The sequence below is a fragment of the Streptomyces blastmyceticus genome (assembly GCF_039521185.1).
Taxonomy (GTDB): domain Bacteria; phylum Actinomycetota; class Actinomycetes; order Streptomycetales; family Streptomycetaceae; genus Streptomyces; species Streptomyces blastmyceticus.
In genome coordinates, this window is record NZ_BAAABW010000015.1 from 141,621 (window position 1) to 156,543 (window position 14,923).

Here is a 14,923-nt window from a genome sequence, read left to right on the forward strand (position 1 = left end):
CGCCGCGAGGAGCGCCCGTGCGTACGAACCGCAGGACCACCCTGGGGGGTCTGGCCGTCCTCGCGGTGGCGGCAGCCGTCACCACCGGCTGCGAGCGCGGTGCGTCGACCGGCGCCGCGCCCCTCCCTCCGGAGCCGACGAAGGCTGTCTGTCCCGGCGCGCTGGCCGAGGCCGGACGGGCCGTCCAGCAGGCCGAGAAGACCGACTCCACGTGGAACGGCCCCACCAGCGGCCCCGTGGCGGTCCCCGGCAAGAGCATCGTCTACGTCGCGCAGACCATGACCAACCCCGGTGTCGCGGGCACTGCCAAGGGCGTACGGGAAGCCGCGAAAGCCATCGGCTGGAACGTCCGGGTGATCGACGGCCAGGGCACCCCCACCGGCATCCAAGCCGCGTTCGGCCAGGCCGTCACCCTCCGGCCCTCAGGCATCGTCATCGGCGGCTTCGACCCCCACCTGACGTCTCAGCAGGTCGCAAAGGCCAACGCGGACCACATCCCGCTCATCGGCTGGCACGCGGTCGACTCCCCCGGCCCGAGCCGGAACCCCGAACTCTTCAGCAACATCACCACCAAGGTCCAGGACGTCGCGAAGATCAGCGCGGACTGGATCATCACGCATTCCCACGGCGACGCCGGAGTCGTCATGTTCACCGACGCCTCGATCCCGTTCGCCAGGAACAAGTCCGAGCTGATCAAGAAGGAACTCGCCACCTGCCCCGGCGTACGGCTCCTGACGGAGGAGAACATCCCGGTCTCCGACACGAGCAGCCGCACCCCCCAGGAGGTCTCCTCGCTCCTCTCCCGCTTCCGTGACCGGTGGACCCACTCCGTCGCCATCAACGACATCTACTTCGCCGACGCCGCCCCGGCCCTGCGCGCCGCCCGCAGAAAGGGCGCCGGCGCCCCCTTCAACATCGGCGCGGGCGACGGCGACCCCTCCGCCTTCCAGCGCATCGACAGCAGACAGTTCCAGGCGGCCACCGTGCCCGAACCGCTCTCCGAACAGGGCTGGCAGATCGTCGACGAATTCAACCGCGCCTTCTCCGCCACCCCCGCCAGCGGATACGTCGCCCCCGTCCACATCGCCACGGCCGCCAACAGCGCGGGCCTCACGGCCTGGGATCCTCGCGGCTACCGTGCGGCGTACCGGAAGATCTGGGGCAATGGGTAGGTGTGGGGCCGAGGGAGGGGTGCGTGTGCACATCGGGCCGATGCCGTTCCGCTGCGGGTCGCCGCTGGAGGAGCCGGAGGAATTCGCCACGCTGCGCGCCTGCCCCGGGCCGGTGCTGCTACGGACCGCTGCCGGGGGTGAGGGCTGGCTGGTGACGCGCTACGACGACGTCCGCAAGCTCGCCGCCGATCCGCGTATCGGCAGGGCGCATCCCGGTCCGCAGCAGGCGCTGCGGTTGTGGGACGCGGCCATGTTCGTCCCGCAGTCGAACTTCGATACCGAGCTCGGTGACCACCAGCGCTGGCGTCGCGTTTTGACGCCGCGCTTCACCGGCCCTGGCCTGAGCTCGCAGCGGGCGCCGGCCGTCCCCCTGCTCGACGGGCTCATCGACACGATGCTGGCCGCCGGGCCACCCGCAGACCTGCGTCAGATGGTCGCCGAGCCTTTCGCCACCCGCCTGATTCTTGGCTTCATCGGCATCCCGAGCGAGGAGCACGCCCGTATGCGGGTTTGGTCGGACGCCATCCGCGCGCCCGGCGACCGAGCGGCGGCCGAAGCCGCCCGCTCCGCCCTCCTCAGCCGGCTGGGAGAGCTGATCGACCGTCGGCGCGCGGACCCTGCGGACGATGCGCTGACCGACCTTGCCGGAGCGCTCACACCGCACGGTCCGCTGACGCGGGAGCAGGCCATCGAGGCGGCCGGGCACCTGTTCTTCGGCGGGCACGAGACCGTCGCGGCCCGGATCGCCTACGGGCTGCTGTTCCTGCTGGCCCACCCCGACCGGTACCAGGCGCTCCACGATGATCCGTCGCTGGCCGCGGGCGCGGCCGAGGAGATCCTGCGCCTTGCCGTCCCCGGTGGGAGCTGGATCCCCCGGTACGCGCGCGAGGACATCGCTTTCCGCGGCAGCTTCATCCGGGCCGGGGACCTGGTGGTGTTCGCTCTCCAGGCGGCCAACCGCGACCCGGACCGGTTCAGCGGCCCCGACCTGTTCGACATCGTCCGAGCACCGAACCCTCACATCGCCTTCGGCCGCGGGAAGTTCCACTGCCTGGGCGCAGACCTGGCCCGGGTCGCGCTGCGGACCGTCTGCGAACAGCTGCCCCAGCGCCTTCCGGGCCTGGGCCTGCACGCCCCGTGGGCGGTGCTGTCAACGGACAAGGAGCGGGTCACCGGCGGCCTGCGTACCCTGCCGGTGACCTGGTGACCACAGAGACCAGCGGGCGCCGCCGCTCCGACCCGCCGGGGGCGGCGTACACGGCCTCGGCCCCGCCCTTGGAGCCGGCGGCCTTCGCACGGGTAGCGGGCCACGATCCGCCTAGTTGGGCGCCGGTTACCGACGTCGGCTTGTCGGGGTGACGTCAGCCGGCTCGGGGTCGGCCGGCGGCCGGGGTCGGCCGGGTGCGCGGTGGGGCAGCGTTTGGCTGTAGACGACGCTCGTGGTCGTGCTGCCGAAGCCGGCCAGCTCGTCCACGAGTGTCTCCAGGTGCTCCATGGAGATCGCGGCCACCTTCAGGGTGTAGCAGTCGTCGCCGGTGGTGCGCAGGCACTCCAGGATCTCCCGCCGGTCGGCGAGCAGCCGGTGCAACGGCTGGTGGCGGTTGCCCGGGTACTTCAACCGGACGACGGCGAGCACGGGATAGCCGACCTTGGCCGGGTCGACCACGGCGTGGTAGCCGGTGATGACGCCCAGCGACTCCAGATTCCGCACCCGTTCCGTGGTGGCCGACGGGCTGAGATTCACGCGCCGCCCCAGCTCGCTGAGGGAGATACGGGCCTCCCGTTGCAGCTGCCCGATGATCGCCCAGTCGGTGTCGTCAAGATTCACGGCCATGTCGCGACTCTACCGGCAGAACCACGGAAGAACGCCGCCATCACCGGGAAGATACGGTTCCACGCGTCCTGATCACCGGGATAGCCTCGGGCCATGCAACTTGGCGTCAACGTACCGAACTTCGGGCCCGGAACCGATCCCGGCCTACTGCGCGAATGGGCTCGGATCACCGAGGGGCTCGGCTTCGACCTCCTCATGGTGTCGGACCACGTGGCCGTCACCCCGGACGTGGCCGAGCGGTACCCGGAACCGTTCTACGAGCCGTTCACCACACTGTCCTGGCTGGCCGGCCTCACCACGAGGCTGCGGCTGGGCACGAGCGTGCTCATCCTGCCCTACCGGCATCCGCTGCTGGTGGCCCGGATGGCTGCCAACCTCCACCAGCTCAGCGGCGGCCGGCTCGTCCTCGGGGTGGGCGTCGGCTGGTCGCGCCAGGAATTCGACGCGCTCGGCGTGCCGTTCACCGCGCGCGGCCGGCTGACCGACGAGTACCTGGGTGCCCTGCGGGATGCCTGGCGCACGGGGACCGGGGACGGCACCGCCCCGGTCCCCGTCTGGGTCGGCGGCCACAGCGAGGCGGCGATCCGACGCACCATCAGGTTCGGCGACGCCTGGCACCCGCTGCGGCTCCCCCTCCCTCTGATGCGCTCGGTCCTGACGAACCACTCGCTGCCGGCGTTCGCGCCCCGCATCGCCCTGCGGATGACCGGCACACCGGTCGACGGCCCCGAACGGCCCGCCGGTGTCGGCACCATCGAGCAGATCCTCGACGATCTCGACCAGCTCCGTCTGCTCGGCGCGGAGACCGTCGTACTCGACCCCTATCACGGAGATCCGGAGGAGACCCGTCGGCCCCACGCGGCCTGGCAGGCGCTCACCGCCGTGGCCACACACAGGAGAACCCCATCGTGATCACCACCGCCGACGAGACCCTCCTGCGACGCGCCATCGGCATCGCGGCCCGCGCGGTCGCCCTGGGCGACGCACCGTACGGCTCCCTGCTGACCGGCCCGGACGGCGCGATCCTCGCCGAAGCCCACAACACGGTACGGCGCGACGACGACATCACCGCCCACCCGGAACTGAAGCTCGCCCGCTGGGCGGCCCGCGAACTCGACCCGGACACGGCCGCCCGCACCACCATGTACACCAGCTGTCGGCCCTGCACCATGTGCACCGGCGGCATCGTCCGCTCCGGCATCGGCCGGGTCGTCTACGCGCTGTCCACCGAGCAACTCGTGGAACTCAACCCGCAGTCGGGCGACTGGCCGACGGTGGCCCAGGACGGCCCGGCCCTGTTCGAAGAGGCGCGCGCCCCCATCGACGCCTACTACCGGCCGAACCGATGACATCGGCTCGCGGCACCGCACGGACAGCTTGCAACGCTGCCCGCCCGGCCCATGCAAGGCCAGCACCCCAGCCCCGCCAAGAGGGCGTTCACACGCGTCACCGGAGCACCTCCCCGCTCGGACCAGTAGCGATCACCCCGCGCAGAGGGAACGCGACGAACAGCGCGACCAGGACAAGGAGCCCGCTTGCCCACAGTGGGCCGAGGTTCCCGGCTGTGGAGTCGAGGGTGGTCGCGGCGATGGCGGGTCCGGCGGCGGCTCCGACGTTGAGTGCCGCGGTCGCGTACGAGCCCGCCATGGTGGGGGCTCCTGCGGCTTCGTAGAGGACCCGCGTGATCAGCGTGCTGCCCAGCGCGAACGACAGCGCGCCCTGGAGGAACACGAGGGTGAGCAGGGCGAGCGGCTGGTCGGCCAGTACGGCCAGGGCCGGCCAGCCGAGGAGCAGCAGCGGGCCGCCGGCCGCGATGACCAGGCCGGGGCGCTGGTCGGACCATCGTCCGGCGAGGGTGACGCCGACGAAGGAACCGGCGCCGAAGAGCACCAGGACGACTGAGATCCACAGCTTGTCCAGCCCGGCGGTATCGGTCACGACAGGGGCGAGAAAGGTGAAGCTCGCGAAGGTCGCCGCGTTCACCAGCGCGCCGAGCAGCATCACCAGGATCAACCGCGGACTCCTGAGTTGCGCGAGCTCCGATCGCAAGGCCGGCCCGCCGGTTGCGTCTTCCTTCGCGGGTCGCCCGGGAATTCCCTTGAGGACGCCGAGAGCCGCGGGCAGGCAGAGAGCCGCGACCGCCCAGAACGTGGCCCGCCAGCCGAGCAGTGTGCCGAGGACCGATCCTCCTGGCACTCCGGCGATCGTGGCCACCGTCGTGCCCGACAGCAGCACGGCGAGCGCGCGTCCCTTCTTGTCGGGGGAGACCAGCGTGGCGGCAGTCGTCAGAGCCACGGCGAGGAACCCCGCGTTGGCAAGCGCCGCGACGATCCGGGTGGCGAACAGGACGGGGAAGCTTGTGGTGCTGGCACCCACGGCGTGAGCTGCCGAGAAGACGAGGACGAACCCGAGGAGGCTGGTCCGTCCCGGCCAGTTGCGGGCGAGCGCGGCCACGAGTGGGGCGCCGACGACCATGCCGATCGCGAAGGCCGAGGTGAGCGTGCCCGCTGTCCCGACTGTCACGTCGAGGTCGGAGGCGATGTCCGGCAGGAGGCCGGCGAGCATGAATTCGGAGGTGCCCATGGTGAAGATCGCCATGGCGAGCAGATAGAGCGGGAGAGGCATCGAGTGGCTCCGGGGTGAGGAGAAGCGCGAGAAGAGACGTCTCGTCACCGCGGTCAGCGCCCAAGGGCCGCAAGGGCATACTCGTCCGGCCGCAGAAGGCGGCGGGACGGCAGGGCTACGAACTCAGTGGTTCAGGGGGCTGACGGCGTGACCGAAAGCCCCCACCTTGTCCGACTCAGGGCTCGACATGGCCCGCACGTTACCCGACCGTTGCCCGTCGAGGCACCTCGGTTTCACCGGCGAAGCCGCAAGCGCAATTCACGCGACCTGGCGGCCCACGACGTAGCCGACGAGCGGCACCGTGGAGCGGATGCGGACCTTGTCGACCGAGCCGTCCGAGGGAAGGGCGATCAGGTGCTTGCTGCCGGACACCGTCACGCCGGACCTGCTGGGGCTGGACCAGTTGCCGCCCTCCTGGTGGAGGGCCGTGGTCACCTGGCCGTCGGCGCCCTGCGGGGCGAGGGCGACCCAGGCCGGGCCGTTGCGGGCGGCTCCCTGCGGGGTGGAGGTCGTCCCGGCGGGCTCGACCGGAAGGTCGAAGTCCGTGTTCGGGGGCACGGTGAAGAAGGCGAGCATGTCGTCCTCCGTGTAGCGAGCGGTGGGGGGTTCGGGCCGGAATGACAGGGCCCAGGTGCGGAGTTCTCTCGTGCTGCCGAGGTGGCAGTAGTCGCGGTCGACGCCGCCGGAGTCGCTGTACTGGTGGAACAGCCAGTCGGCCTGGATGCCCGGCCTGCCGGCCGCACGTCCGGCGGTGGCGATCCACAGGAAGTCGCAGCAGTAGCCGGTGGTGTCGACGTTGCGCCAGTAGTCGAGGTTGGCGTACATCCCGACCGGGTTGTACGGCAGGCGCCGTTTGACGTAGCGCAGCCACGTCTCCTTGTACGCGGCCTGGTGGGCGCGCGGGACGCCCTGGTTCGCGTCGTCGTAGCCCTCCCAGTCGAGGACCACCAGGTCGCCGGGGCGCCAGGCGACCTGGTCGAGGAAGTAATCGGCCTCGGCGCGCGGGGCGTTGGCCATATGGGGGTAGTGGTAGCCGCCCCACACCAGCCCATGGGCCTTGGCGTGGTCCCGCTGCGCCGGCCACTTGGAGTTGATGTACGACAGACCTTCGGTGATCTTGACGAAGGCGAAGCCCAGACCTGAAACATCCGGTTCCGACGGCTGGTAGCTCGCCCAGTCCTGGCCGTAGATGCCCATCTCACTCTCTCTTCTGCGCTGCCGCGGCAGGCAACTGCCGCGCGGGTGCAGTCGATCCGGGAGCGCGCCCCGGCGGCGACGGGCGGAGCCGGGATCAGCGTGGTCCGACCGCCTGGAGCGCCCCTCCGCCAGCGCACCAGGTTGTCGGCCCCATGACAAGCACCCGGACAGTGCTCAGTCGCGCTGCCCTGTTCGGCGCTCGTAGTCGGCGAAGCCGTCCTCGGCCGTCGGCAGTACGAGCTCCACCCGGAAGTAGGGCACGCTCCACAGCGGGCTGTCGCGAAGCCCCTCGAACAGATCGGACCACGCGGTCAGGTCGTCGGTCGTCGCCACGAGGACATCGGAGGGGGCTGCGGCCCACGCCTCGGCGTCGAACCACCGGACCTGGACGGCGTCGTGCTTCTCCAGCAGCGGCTGCACATGGTCGGCGATGATCTGCTGCCGCTCGGGGCGCGTCAGGGCGAGCCACGAGGGCAAGGCCGTGAGGTGGACGAATACGGTGAACCGCGGCTGCGGTGGGACAGTGTTCATGCGCCCCATTGTGGATCATGAAATGTCGGCGAACGCCCCGGCCGTACAGGTGGTTCAGACCGCTTTCTGCGAAGCGGCGGCCTCCGGGCGCAGGTCGTCCAGGGTCAGCCGGTGTGCGGGTGGGTCGCGCAGGATCACCCGGCCGGTGATGTCGAGACGCGGGCCGACGTGGAGGAGCTCGCCGGGTTCCAGGAGGCGCCAGCGGGGGTTGTCGTCCATGCGCTCGCTGGCGATCACGACCGCGGGGGTGTCCGCCAGGTCCTGCGAGTGGACGCGCATGCGTCCCCCGGTGCCGCTGTGGTCGAGGTGCCGGTCGCCGTGCCGGCCTCCGGCGTCGCGGTCGAGGACGTACAGCTCGTGGGTGTCGGGGTAGCGCAGGGCCCACAGTTCGTCGCGCGTCGCGAGAACGATGTTGAGGGCGTAGACGGGCAGGTGCCGGGCGATCCAGCGGGCCGCGTGCTCGATCCCGGCGGCGACGTCACCGCCGTGGGCTCTGGTCTCGCGGGTGATCAGCGCGAAGAACCGCTCGGAGTCGGTGTCCCCGGCGACCAGTTGCCGGTCGTCCCCCAGCTCGGCGTCGAGCTCGTCGAGCCCCTCGACGACGCCGTTGTGGGCGAAGAGCCGCCCTTCCTGGAGGAAGGGGTGGGTGTTGCGGTCCTCCAGGCTGCCCGTCGAGGCGTAGCGCACATGGGCGAGGAAGGTGGCCGACTCGACCTGTGCGGCCTCCTGGGCGAAGCAGCGGTCCTGGTACGCGGCGATGGGCGCCTTGTGCACGTGCGGGACGCCCTGGGCGTCGAAGTAGCCGAGGCCCGTACCGTCGGGATCCCGGTGGCTCTGGTTGCTGAGGCTGTCGGGGGCGTCCAGCAGCCAGAAGGTGGCGCGCGTGCGTACGGGCGCGCTGCTCATGCCGAACAGTCGGCACATGAGGGCTCCTTGTCGTCGCTCGTCGGCGGTGTCGTCAGTGCCGGCCGGACCGCTGCGGCTCCTTCGTCCCGGCGCCGTGCGCGAAGCCGCCGGCGTCGTCGGCGTCGCGGTGCGGCCGGCTCTGTTTCCTCAGGCGCGGGAGGAGGCGGGTGAGGTCTTCCAGCAGCAGGTCGGCCAGATCGTGGCTGAAGCCGTTGCGCACGACAATGCGCAGCACCGCCAGATCGGCCCGGTTCGCCGGAAAGGTGTAGGCGGGCACCAGCCAGCCACGTTCGCGCAGCGCGGCGGAGACGTCGAAGACGGAGAAGCCCTCGATGCCGGCGCGCACCTTGAAGGCGAAGACCGGTATCTCGCTGCCGTCGGTGACCAGCTCGAACTCGTCGAGTTTGGCTATCTGCGCGGCGAGCCGGACGGCGACGTCCCGGCAGGTCTGCTGCACCCTGCGGTAACCGTCGAAGCCCAGCCGCAGGAAGTTGTAGTACTGCGCGATCACCTGGGCGCCGGGGCGGGAGAAGTTCAGCGCGAAGGTGGGCATGTCGCCGCCGAGGTAGTTGACGTGGAAGACCAGGTCGCCGGGGAGGGCATCGGTGTCGCGCCACAGCGCCCAGCCGACGCCGGGCATCACCAGGCCGTATTTGTGGCCGGACGTGTTGATCGAGGCCACGCGCGGAATCCGGAAGTCCCATTCCAGTTCCTGGTCGAGGAAGGGGGCGATCATGGCGCCGGAGGCGCCGTCCACATGGATGGGCACATCGATGCCGGTACGGTCCCGGAGGTCGTCGAGAGCCGCCGCGATGGCGGCGACGGGCTCGTAGCTGCCGTCGAACGTCGAGCCGAGGACGGCGACGACGCCGATGGTGTTCTCGTCGCACAGCGCGACCGCCGTCTCCGGGCTGAGGTGGTACCGGTTCCCCTCCATGGGGACGTACCGGGGTTCCACTTCGAAGTAGTCGGCGAACTTCTCCCAGCAGACCTGCACGTTGACGCCCATGACCAGGTTGGGCCGGTCCGCCGGCCTGCCCTCCGCGCGACGCCGGTGCTGCCAGCGCCGCTTGAGCGCGAGCCCGCCCAGCATCGCCGCCTCGCTCGACCCGGTCGTCGAGCAGCCCACCGCCTCGCGGGGGTCCTCGGCGTGCCACAGCCGGGCCAGCATGTGCACGCACCGCGTCTCGAGCTCGGCCGTCTGCGGGTACTCGTCCTTGTCGATCATGTTCTTGTCGGCGCACTCGGTCATGAGCCGCTGCGCCTGCGGCTCCGCCCACGTGCTGACGAAGGTCGCCAGGTTCAAGCGCGCGTTGCCGTCCAGCATCAGCTCGTCGTGCACGAGCTGATAGGCGACGTCCGCGCCCATCTCCCCCTCGGGCAGGGCGTAGCGGGGGACCGTGACGGGCTCACGGCTGAAGACGGGGTTGAGCTCGACGTCGCGACTGCCGCGCCCGTCCTCGTGAGGCCGCTTCAAAGGCATGGCCGAAGTCCCTTCTCCCGCTGATCGCATCAGGCGCCGCCCGCCCGGGGTCTTCCCTCACGCCCACGTACCCTGGTGACACCCCGTGAACCGTCCCGCTGAGGCGGGGCGTTGCCCGGCGGCCCGCCGCAGTGCTCCGTCGGCTCCGGCGCCGACGGCGTCCGCGCCCTCCCCCGCCGCCGGAAATCCGCTGGCCGCACGGCACGGGATTCGACAAGAATGGGGCATATGTCAAAGGCGCAATTCCTGGTCGAGCAGCACTCGATCCTGTCGGTGGTCGTCGGGTCGCGTGCGTTCGGGCTCGCCACCGACGCCTCGGATGTCGACCGCCGGGGCGTGTACGTCGCCCCCACCGTGGACTTCTGGCGGATGAGCAAGCCGCCCACCCACCTCGACGGGCCCCTGCCCGAGCAGTTCAGCTGGGAGGTCGAGCGGTTCTGCGAACTCGCTCTGTCCGCCAATCCCAACGTCCTGGAAGTCCTGCACAGCCCGCTCGTCGAACACAGCACGCCGCTCGGCGACGAGCTGCGCGAGCTCTCCCCCGCCTTCCTCTCCCGCCAGGCCCACCAGACGTTCGCAGGCTACGCGCAGTCCCAGTTCGCCAAGGCCGACGCCCGTCGGCAGCGCGAGGGCGAGCCCCGCTGGAAGCACGTCGTGCATCTGCTCCGCCTGATGATCAGCGGTGCCACGCTCCTCGAGAGCGGCACGGTCCAGGTCGACGTCGGGACGCACCGCGACCGGCTCCTGGCCGTACGCCGCGGCGAGGTCTCCTGGACCGAGGCCTGTGCCTGGCGCGACGAACTGTCCGCGCACCTGGACGCCGCCCTGGCCGGCAGCTCCCTGCCGCAGGAACCCGACACCGCGCGCGTGGAGGACTGGCTGATCTCCGTACGCCGCCGGTCCCTGTCCGAAGGCAGCAGTCGCCTGTAACCGGCCACCTGTTCGCCGGAGGCCCTGCCGCGAGGCGGTCCGTGCGGTTGAATACGGCATGCGGGACGCGCTCATGACGGCAGCTCCACTGATCAGCAGCAGGAGGACGGATGGCCAGCGCGGTGGAACACCGGTTCGTCGAGGTGAACGGCGTCAGGCTGCACATCGCCGAGCAGGGGCAGGGGCCGTTGGTCCTGTTGCTGCACGGCTTCCCGGAGTGCTGGTACTCCTGGCGGCACCAGTTCGGGCCGCTGGCGGAGGCCGGGTACCGGGTGGTCGCGCCGGATCAGCGCGGCTACGCCCGCAGCGAGCAGCCCGACGACATCGCCGCGTACAGCATGCTGCACCTCACCGGGGACGTGGTCGCGCTGATCCACGCGCTCGGGGAGAGCAGCGCGGTGGTCGTCGGACACGACTGGGGCGCACCCGTCGCGTGGACGACGGCCATGCTGCGCCCGGATGCCGTACGCGGTGTGGCCGGCCTGAGCGTCCCGCCGACGCCGCGCGGCCCCGTCGCGCCGCTGCCGGCCCTGCGCTCGCTGCTCGGCGACGGCTTCTACCAGCAGTACTTCCAGGAACCGGGTGTCGCCGACGCCGAGTTGGCGCGTGACCCGGCGGCGACGTTCCGCTCGCTCCTGGTGATGGCCTCGGGTGACAGCCCGCTCACCGACCCGCCCCGCCCGTGGGTCATCCCCGAGGGCGGCACGCTCATGGACACCTTGCCGGAGCCGGAACAGCTGCCCGGCTGGCTCGACAAGGGCGACATCGACACGTTCGTCCGCGAGTACGCCCATCACGGCGAGCGCGCCTTCACCGGAGGGCTGAACTGGTACCGCAACATCGACCGGAACTGGGAGCTGCTCGCGCCCTTCCAGGGCCGGGGGATCGATGTTCCCGCTCTGTACGTGGCGGGTGACCGCGATCTGGTCCGCTCCTTCCCCGGCGCGGACAAGCTGCTGTCCTCCCTGGAGCGGACCGCGCCGAAGCTTCACCGCAGCGTGACCCTGCCCGGCTGCGGGCACTGGACCCAGCAGGAGCGGCCGGAGGAGGTCAACTCCGCGCTCGTGGAGTTCCTCGGCGAGCTGGACGCGCGGGGCTGAGTCCGCGGGAGGCCGGTGCGGGCACGGCGGGGGCGGCGCGGAGGAGGGTGGCGCTACTGTGCGGCGGCATGAGCGCAACGTCTGATTTCGCCCCGTGGTCACCGTCGTTCGTCGCCGACCCGTATCCGGCCTACGCGGCGCTGCGCGAACAGGGGCGCGCCCACTGGTTCGCTCCCACCGGCCAGTGGCTTATCCCCCGCTACCAGGATGTCCAGGCCCTGCTGCGCGACCGCCGCCTGGGCCGTACGTATCTGCACCGCTTCACGCACGAGGAGTTCGGCCGCACCCCGCCTCCACCCGCGCACGAGCCGTTCCACACCTTGAACGGCCACGGGCTGCTCGACCTGGAGGACCCCGCTCACGGCCGGGTCCGGCGCCTGGTGTCGAAGGCGTTCACCCCGCGTACGGTGAGCGGGCTGGCGCCGTCCGTCGCGCGGCTGGCGTCGGATCTCGTCGCCTCGTTCGTCGCGGACGGCGGCGGCGACCTGCTCCCGGCGGTCGCCGAGCCCCTGCCGGTCGCCGTCATCGCCGACATGCTCGGTATCCCGGAGAGCGACCGTCCGCTCCTGCGCCCCTGGTCGGCCGACATCTGCGGCATGTTCGAGCTCGATCCGTCCGAGGAGAGCGCCAGGAGGGCCGTACGGGCGTCCCTGGAGTTCTCGGCGTACCTGCGTGAGCTGATCGCCGCCCGTCGCGCGGCGCCCGGGACCGATCTCGTCAGCGCTCTCATAGCCGCGCACGACGAGGGTGACCGGCTCAGTGAGCAGGAGATGGTCTCCACCTGTGTCCTGCTCCTCAACGCCGGTCACGAGGCCACGGTCAACACCACGGGCAACGGCTGGCTCGCCCTCCTCCGTCATCCGGAGCAGCTCGCCGCGCTGCGGGGCGATCCGGCGCTCGTGCCGGGGGCTGTCGAGGAGGCGCTCCGCTACGACACCCCTCTGCAGATGTTCGAGCGCTGGGTGCTGGACGACATCGAGGTGGGCGGCACCCGCATCCCGCGCGGCAGCGAGGTCGCCCTCCTCTTCGGCTCGGCCCACCACGACCCCGCCCGCTTCGATTCCCCGTCCCGCTTCGACATCACCCGTACGGACAACGCTCACCTCGCGTTCGGCGCCGGCATCCACTACTGCCTGGGCGCGCCGCTGGCCCGTCTGGAACTCCACGCGGTCTTCGGTGAGTTGGCGCGCCGGGCGCCGGGGCTCCGGCTCGCCTCGGAGCCCCGGTGGAAGCCGGGATACGTCATCCGCGGGCTCGAAGAGCTCCTGGTGGAGCTCTGAGGCGAGGCGGCACTTCACAGGAACAGGTCGAGGGCCTTCTCGCCGTAGGCCGCCTCGGTCATCGCCCGGGTGATGAGCCGGAACTCGTTGTCGTCGACGGCGCGCAGGACCTGTTGCAGCGTCACACCGCACCGGCCCACGAGGGACGTGGCGCACTCCAGGACCGCGAGCTCGCTCCTGGACGCCGTGAGCGCCCACGGCACGTCGAACAGGCGCCGCCCGACCGCGGTCCAGTCGACGGACGCGTGCGGGCCCGAGCGGTCGATGAGCGGCGGACCGCCCGGGGCGGGTCCGTCCTCCTCGGCGAACCGCCTCAGCCAGTAGCCGTCGCGGTGGGCCCCGAGCAGCCGGGTCGCCGCACGCATCTCCCCGCTGCCCACGCCGTGCACCATGGCCTCGGCCAGCGCCATCCCGCCGCTGGTCACCGTCATCGCCGTCTCCGTTTCCTCGAGTGGAGTCGGGGCCCGGGTCGGCCCCGCTTCACTGTGCGGGGCCGGACCTCCGGAGTTCCGGCGCACACGCCGTGGGTCGCCCGGTCAGCGCCGCTCGCGGCCCGGCCCGTGTCGCGCAGCCGTGGAGCAGGCGCTCGGCAGGCCGGTCCCCCACGGCGGACGTAGGCTGGAAGCGGATCTTCCTGATGTCTGCTCGTCCCCGACGGGAGGCCGCCATGGGCATCCTGGTTCTCATCGGCAGAATCCTCTTCGTAATCCTCTTCCTCGGTTCGGCCGTCGGCCACCTCACCAAGACCAGGACGATGGCGGGGTACGCCGCGTCCAAGGGTGTGCCCGCCGCCACCGCGGCGACGGCGGCCAGCGGACTGCTGCTCCTGGCCGGCGCGCTGAGCGTGGTGCTCGGGGTGTGGGCGGATCTGGGTGCGCTGCTGCTGGCGGTGTTCCTGGTGCCGACCGCGCTGATCATGCACCGGTTCTGGCAGGAGACCGACCCGCAGGCGCGTCAGCTGGAGATGATCCACTTCCAGAAGGACATCGCGCTGGCGGGCGCGTGCCTGATGCTGCTCGCGTTCTTCTCGTACGTCGGCCACGATCTGGGGCTGACGCTCACGGGGCCGCTGTTCCGCATCGAGTGAGCCATTTAATTCGCAGGACGGCTTCCGGGCCGTGTGTTACGTTCGACGAGTTCGTACGGATCCGGATCGAGGACGAAAGGGAGGTGGGGTTGATGACCGAGCTCAAGGCCACTGCGACGAGCAGCGCCCGGACCACCCTCACGTCCCGGGCGACGGTCTGAACCGTCCTTTCCCGCCTCGCTGGGAGCGTGAGCTCGCGAGGTCTTTCCCGTAACGAACCCCACCATGAAACGGATCCTCATCCCGTCATGCGTACACGCGACAACTGGATCACCCGCGCCGAGACCGGCGCCGACATCCCCGCCATCCGCGCCGTCGTCCTCGCGGCCTTCGAGACGCCGCTGGAGGCCGACCTCGTCGACGCGCTGCGCGCCGACTCCTCCTGGATCGACGGCCTGTCCATCGTCAGCACCGACGAGGACGGCGAGGTCATCGGCCACGCGCTGCTGACACGCTGCCACATCGGCGACACCCCGGCCCTGTGCCTGGCTCCCGTCGCCGTGCGGCCCGAGCACCAGAAGAGCGGCGCCGGCTCGGCCGCCATCCGCGCCGCCCTGGCGGCGGCCGAGGACATGGACGAGCGCTACGTCACCGTTCTCGGGCACCCGGCGTACTACCCGCGGTTCGGCTTCACCCGCGCCTCCGCGCACGGCATCGGCCTGACCATCGACGTCCCGGACGAGGCCATGATGGCCCTGGCCCTGGACGAGGCCCACCCGCTGCCGAGCGGCACCGTCCGCTACGCGGCACCCTTCGGGATCTGACCGATCCACCGGCC

16 protein-coding genes are annotated in these 14,923 nt (G+C 71.1%); 9 read left to right on the plus strand and 7 right to left on the minus strand.

What is annotated here, in order from left to right; genetic code table 11:
* Nucleotides 1–17 precede the first annotated feature (17 nt).
* A complete protein-coding gene (locus tag ABD269_RS13295; protein WP_344118049.1) occupies nt 18–1,172 on the plus strand; it encodes a substrate-binding domain-containing protein in 1,155 nt (384 codons plus the stop codon).
* A 25-nt stretch (nt 1,173–1,197) separates the two neighbouring features.
* Nucleotides 1,198–2,379 carry a cytochrome P450 gene (locus ABD269_RS13300; protein WP_344118050.1) on the plus strand — a complete coding sequence of 394 codons (1,182 nt, stop codon included), beginning with the start codon at nt 1,198–1,200 and terminating at the stop codon, nt 2,377–2,379.
* 126 nt (nt 2,380–2,505) lie between these two features.
* Here the strand turns inward: ABD269_RS13300 and ABD269_RS13305 are convergent, their stop codons facing one another.
* Complete coding sequence (locus ABD269_RS13305) at nt 2,506–3,006, minus strand: Lrp/AsnC family transcriptional regulator (protein WP_344118051.1); 501 nt, start codon at nt 3,004–3,006, stop codon at nt 2,506–2,508.
* Nucleotides 3,007–3,099: 93 nt separating this feature from the next.
* Here ABD269_RS13305 and ABD269_RS13310 point away from each other — a divergent pair, with 93 nt between their 5' ends.
* Both ABD269_RS13310 and ABD269_RS13315 read left to right on the plus strand, forming a co-directional pair.
* Nucleotides 3,100–3,918, plus strand: coding sequence for an LLM class flavin-dependent oxidoreductase (locus tag ABD269_RS13310; protein WP_344118052.1), 819 nt, complete (start codon nt 3,100–3,102; stop codon nt 3,916–3,918).
* Complete coding sequence (locus ABD269_RS13315; RefSeq protein ID WP_344118053.1) at nt 3,915–4,355, plus strand: nucleoside deaminase; 441 nt, start codon at nt 3,915–3,917, stop codon at nt 4,353–4,355. Before ABD269_RS13310 ends, ABD269_RS13315 begins: the two co-directional genes overlap by 4 nt.
* A 97-nt stretch (nt 4,356–4,452) precedes the next feature.
* Here the strand turns inward: ABD269_RS13315 and ABD269_RS13320 are convergent, their stop codons facing one another.
* The 5 genes from ABD269_RS13320 to gad all read right to left on the minus strand — a co-directional run bounded on the left by ABD269_RS13320 (nt 4,453) and on the right by gad (nt 9,748).
* Nucleotides 4,453–5,631: a Cmx/CmrA family chloramphenicol efflux MFS transporter gene (locus ABD269_RS13320; RefSeq protein WP_344118054.1), complete on the minus strand. Its 1,179-nt coding sequence runs from the start codon at nt 5,629–5,631 to the stop codon at nt 4,453–4,455.
* A 258-nt stretch (nt 5,632–5,889) separates the two neighbouring features.
* Nucleotides 5,890–6,828, minus strand: coding sequence for a glycoside hydrolase family 25 protein (locus ABD269_RS13325; RefSeq protein WP_344118055.1), 939 nt, complete (start codon nt 6,826–6,828; stop codon nt 5,890–5,892).
* 174 nt (nt 6,829–7,002) lie between these two features.
* Nucleotides 7,003–7,359 carry a darcynin family protein gene (locus ABD269_RS13330; protein WP_344118056.1) on the minus strand — a complete coding sequence of 119 codons (357 nt, stop codon included), beginning with the start codon at nt 7,357–7,359 and terminating at the stop codon, nt 7,003–7,005.
* A gap of 54 nt (nt 7,360–7,413) precedes the next feature.
* Nucleotides 7,414–8,283, minus strand: a complete 870-nt coding sequence (locus ABD269_RS13335; protein WP_344118057.1) for a class II glutamine amidotransferase — start codon at nt 8,281–8,283, stop codon at nt 7,414–7,416.
* Nucleotides 8,284–8,317: 34 nt separating this feature from the next.
* Nucleotides 8,318–9,748 (minus strand): glutamate decarboxylase, encoded by a 1,431-nt coding sequence (gad, locus tag ABD269_RS13340; protein WP_344118059.1) that lies wholly within the window; start codon nt 9,746–9,748, stop codon nt 8,318–8,320.
* Nucleotides 9,749–9,976: 228 nt separating this feature from the next.
* On the opposite strand from gad, the gene ABD269_RS13345 reads away from it, so the two are divergent.
* The 3 genes from ABD269_RS13345 (at nt 9,977) to ABD269_RS13355 (ending at nt 13,058) form a co-directional block, all read left to right on the plus strand.
* A complete protein-coding gene (locus ABD269_RS13345) occupies nt 9,977–10,678 on the plus strand; it encodes a nucleotidyltransferase domain-containing protein (RefSeq protein ID WP_344118060.1) in 702 nt (233 codons plus the stop codon).
* A 110-nt stretch (nt 10,679–10,788) separates the two neighbouring features.
* Nucleotides 10,789–11,778, plus strand: a complete 990-nt coding sequence (locus ABD269_RS13350) for an alpha/beta fold hydrolase (RefSeq protein ID WP_344118061.1) — start codon at nt 10,789–10,791, stop codon at nt 11,776–11,778.
* 68 nt (nt 11,779–11,846) lie between these two features.
* Nucleotides 11,847–13,058: a cytochrome P450 gene (locus tag ABD269_RS13355; RefSeq protein WP_344118062.1), complete on the plus strand. Its 1,212-nt coding sequence runs from the start codon at nt 11,847–11,849 to the stop codon at nt 13,056–13,058.
* A 14-nt stretch (nt 13,059–13,072) separates the two neighbouring features.
* On the opposite strand, the gene ABD269_RS13360 is transcribed toward ABD269_RS13355, so the two are convergent.
* Entirely contained in the window at nt 13,073–13,489 is a 417-nt protein-coding gene (locus ABD269_RS13360; protein ID WP_344118063.1) for a hypothetical protein, read from the minus strand.
* A gap of 236 nt (nt 13,490–13,725) precedes the next feature.
* Here ABD269_RS13360 and ABD269_RS13365 point away from each other — a divergent pair, with 236 nt between their 5' ends.
* Nucleotides 13,726–14,145: a DoxX family protein gene (locus ABD269_RS13365; protein ID WP_344118064.1), complete on the plus strand. Its 420-nt coding sequence runs from the start codon at nt 13,726–13,728 to the stop codon at nt 14,143–14,145.
* A 248-nt stretch (nt 14,146–14,393) separates the two neighbouring features.
* The gene (locus tag ABD269_RS13370; RefSeq protein ID WP_344118065.1) at nt 14,394–14,909 is read left to right on the plus strand and encodes a GNAT family N-acetyltransferase; all 516 of its coding nucleotides are present in this window, start codon (nt 14,394–14,396) and stop codon (nt 14,907–14,909) included.
* The last annotated feature ends 14 nt before the right edge of the window (nt 14,910–14,923 follow it).

Bases quoted from the DNA above. Each gene is read 5' to 3' on its own strand.
- ABD269_RS13305 (WP_344118051.1), bottom strand. From the start codon at position 3,006: ATGGCCGTGAATCTTGACGACACCGACTGGGCGATCATCGGGCAGCTG.
- ABD269_RS13310 (WP_344118052.1), top strand. From the start codon at position 3,100: ATGCAACTTGGCGTCAACGTACCGAACTTCGGGCCCGGAACCGATCCC.
- ABD269_RS13320 (WP_344118054.1), bottom strand. From the start codon at position 5,631: ATGCCTCTCCCGCTCTATCTGCTCGCCATGGCGATCTTCACCATGGGC.
- ABD269_RS13325 (WP_344118055.1), bottom strand. From the start codon at position 6,828: ATGGGCATCTACGGCCAGGACTGGGCGAGCTACCAGCCGTCGGAACCG.
- ABD269_RS13330 (WP_344118056.1), bottom strand. From the start codon at position 7,359: ATGAACACTGTCCCACCGCAGCCGCGGTTCACCGTATTCGTCCACCTC.
- ABD269_RS13335 (WP_344118057.1), bottom strand. From the start codon at position 8,283: ATGTGCCGACTGTTCGGCATGAGCAGCGCGCCCGTACGCACGCGCGCC.
- gad (WP_344118059.1), bottom strand. From the start codon at position 9,748: ATGCCTTTGAAGCGGCCTCACGAGGACGGGCGCGGCAGTCGCGACGTC.
- ABD269_RS13345 (WP_344118060.1), top strand. From the start codon at position 9,977: ATGTCAAAGGCGCAATTCCTGGTCGAGCAGCACTCGATCCTGTCGGTG.
- ABD269_RS13350 (WP_344118061.1), top strand. From the start codon at position 10,789: ATGGCCAGCGCGGTGGAACACCGGTTCGTCGAGGTGAACGGCGTCAGG.
- ABD269_RS13355 (WP_344118062.1), top strand. From the start codon at position 11,847: ATGAGCGCAACGTCTGATTTCGCCCCGTGGTCACCGTCGTTCGTCGCC.
- ABD269_RS13360 (WP_344118063.1), bottom strand. From the start codon at position 13,489: ATGACGGTGACCAGCGGCGGGATGGCGCTGGCCGAGGCCATGGTGCAC.
- ABD269_RS13365 (WP_344118064.1), top strand. From the start codon at position 13,726: ATGGGCATCCTGGTTCTCATCGGCAGAATCCTCTTCGTAATCCTCTTC.
- ABD269_RS13370 (WP_344118065.1), top strand. From the start codon at position 14,394: ATGCGTACACGCGACAACTGGATCACCCGCGCCGAGACCGGCGCCGAC.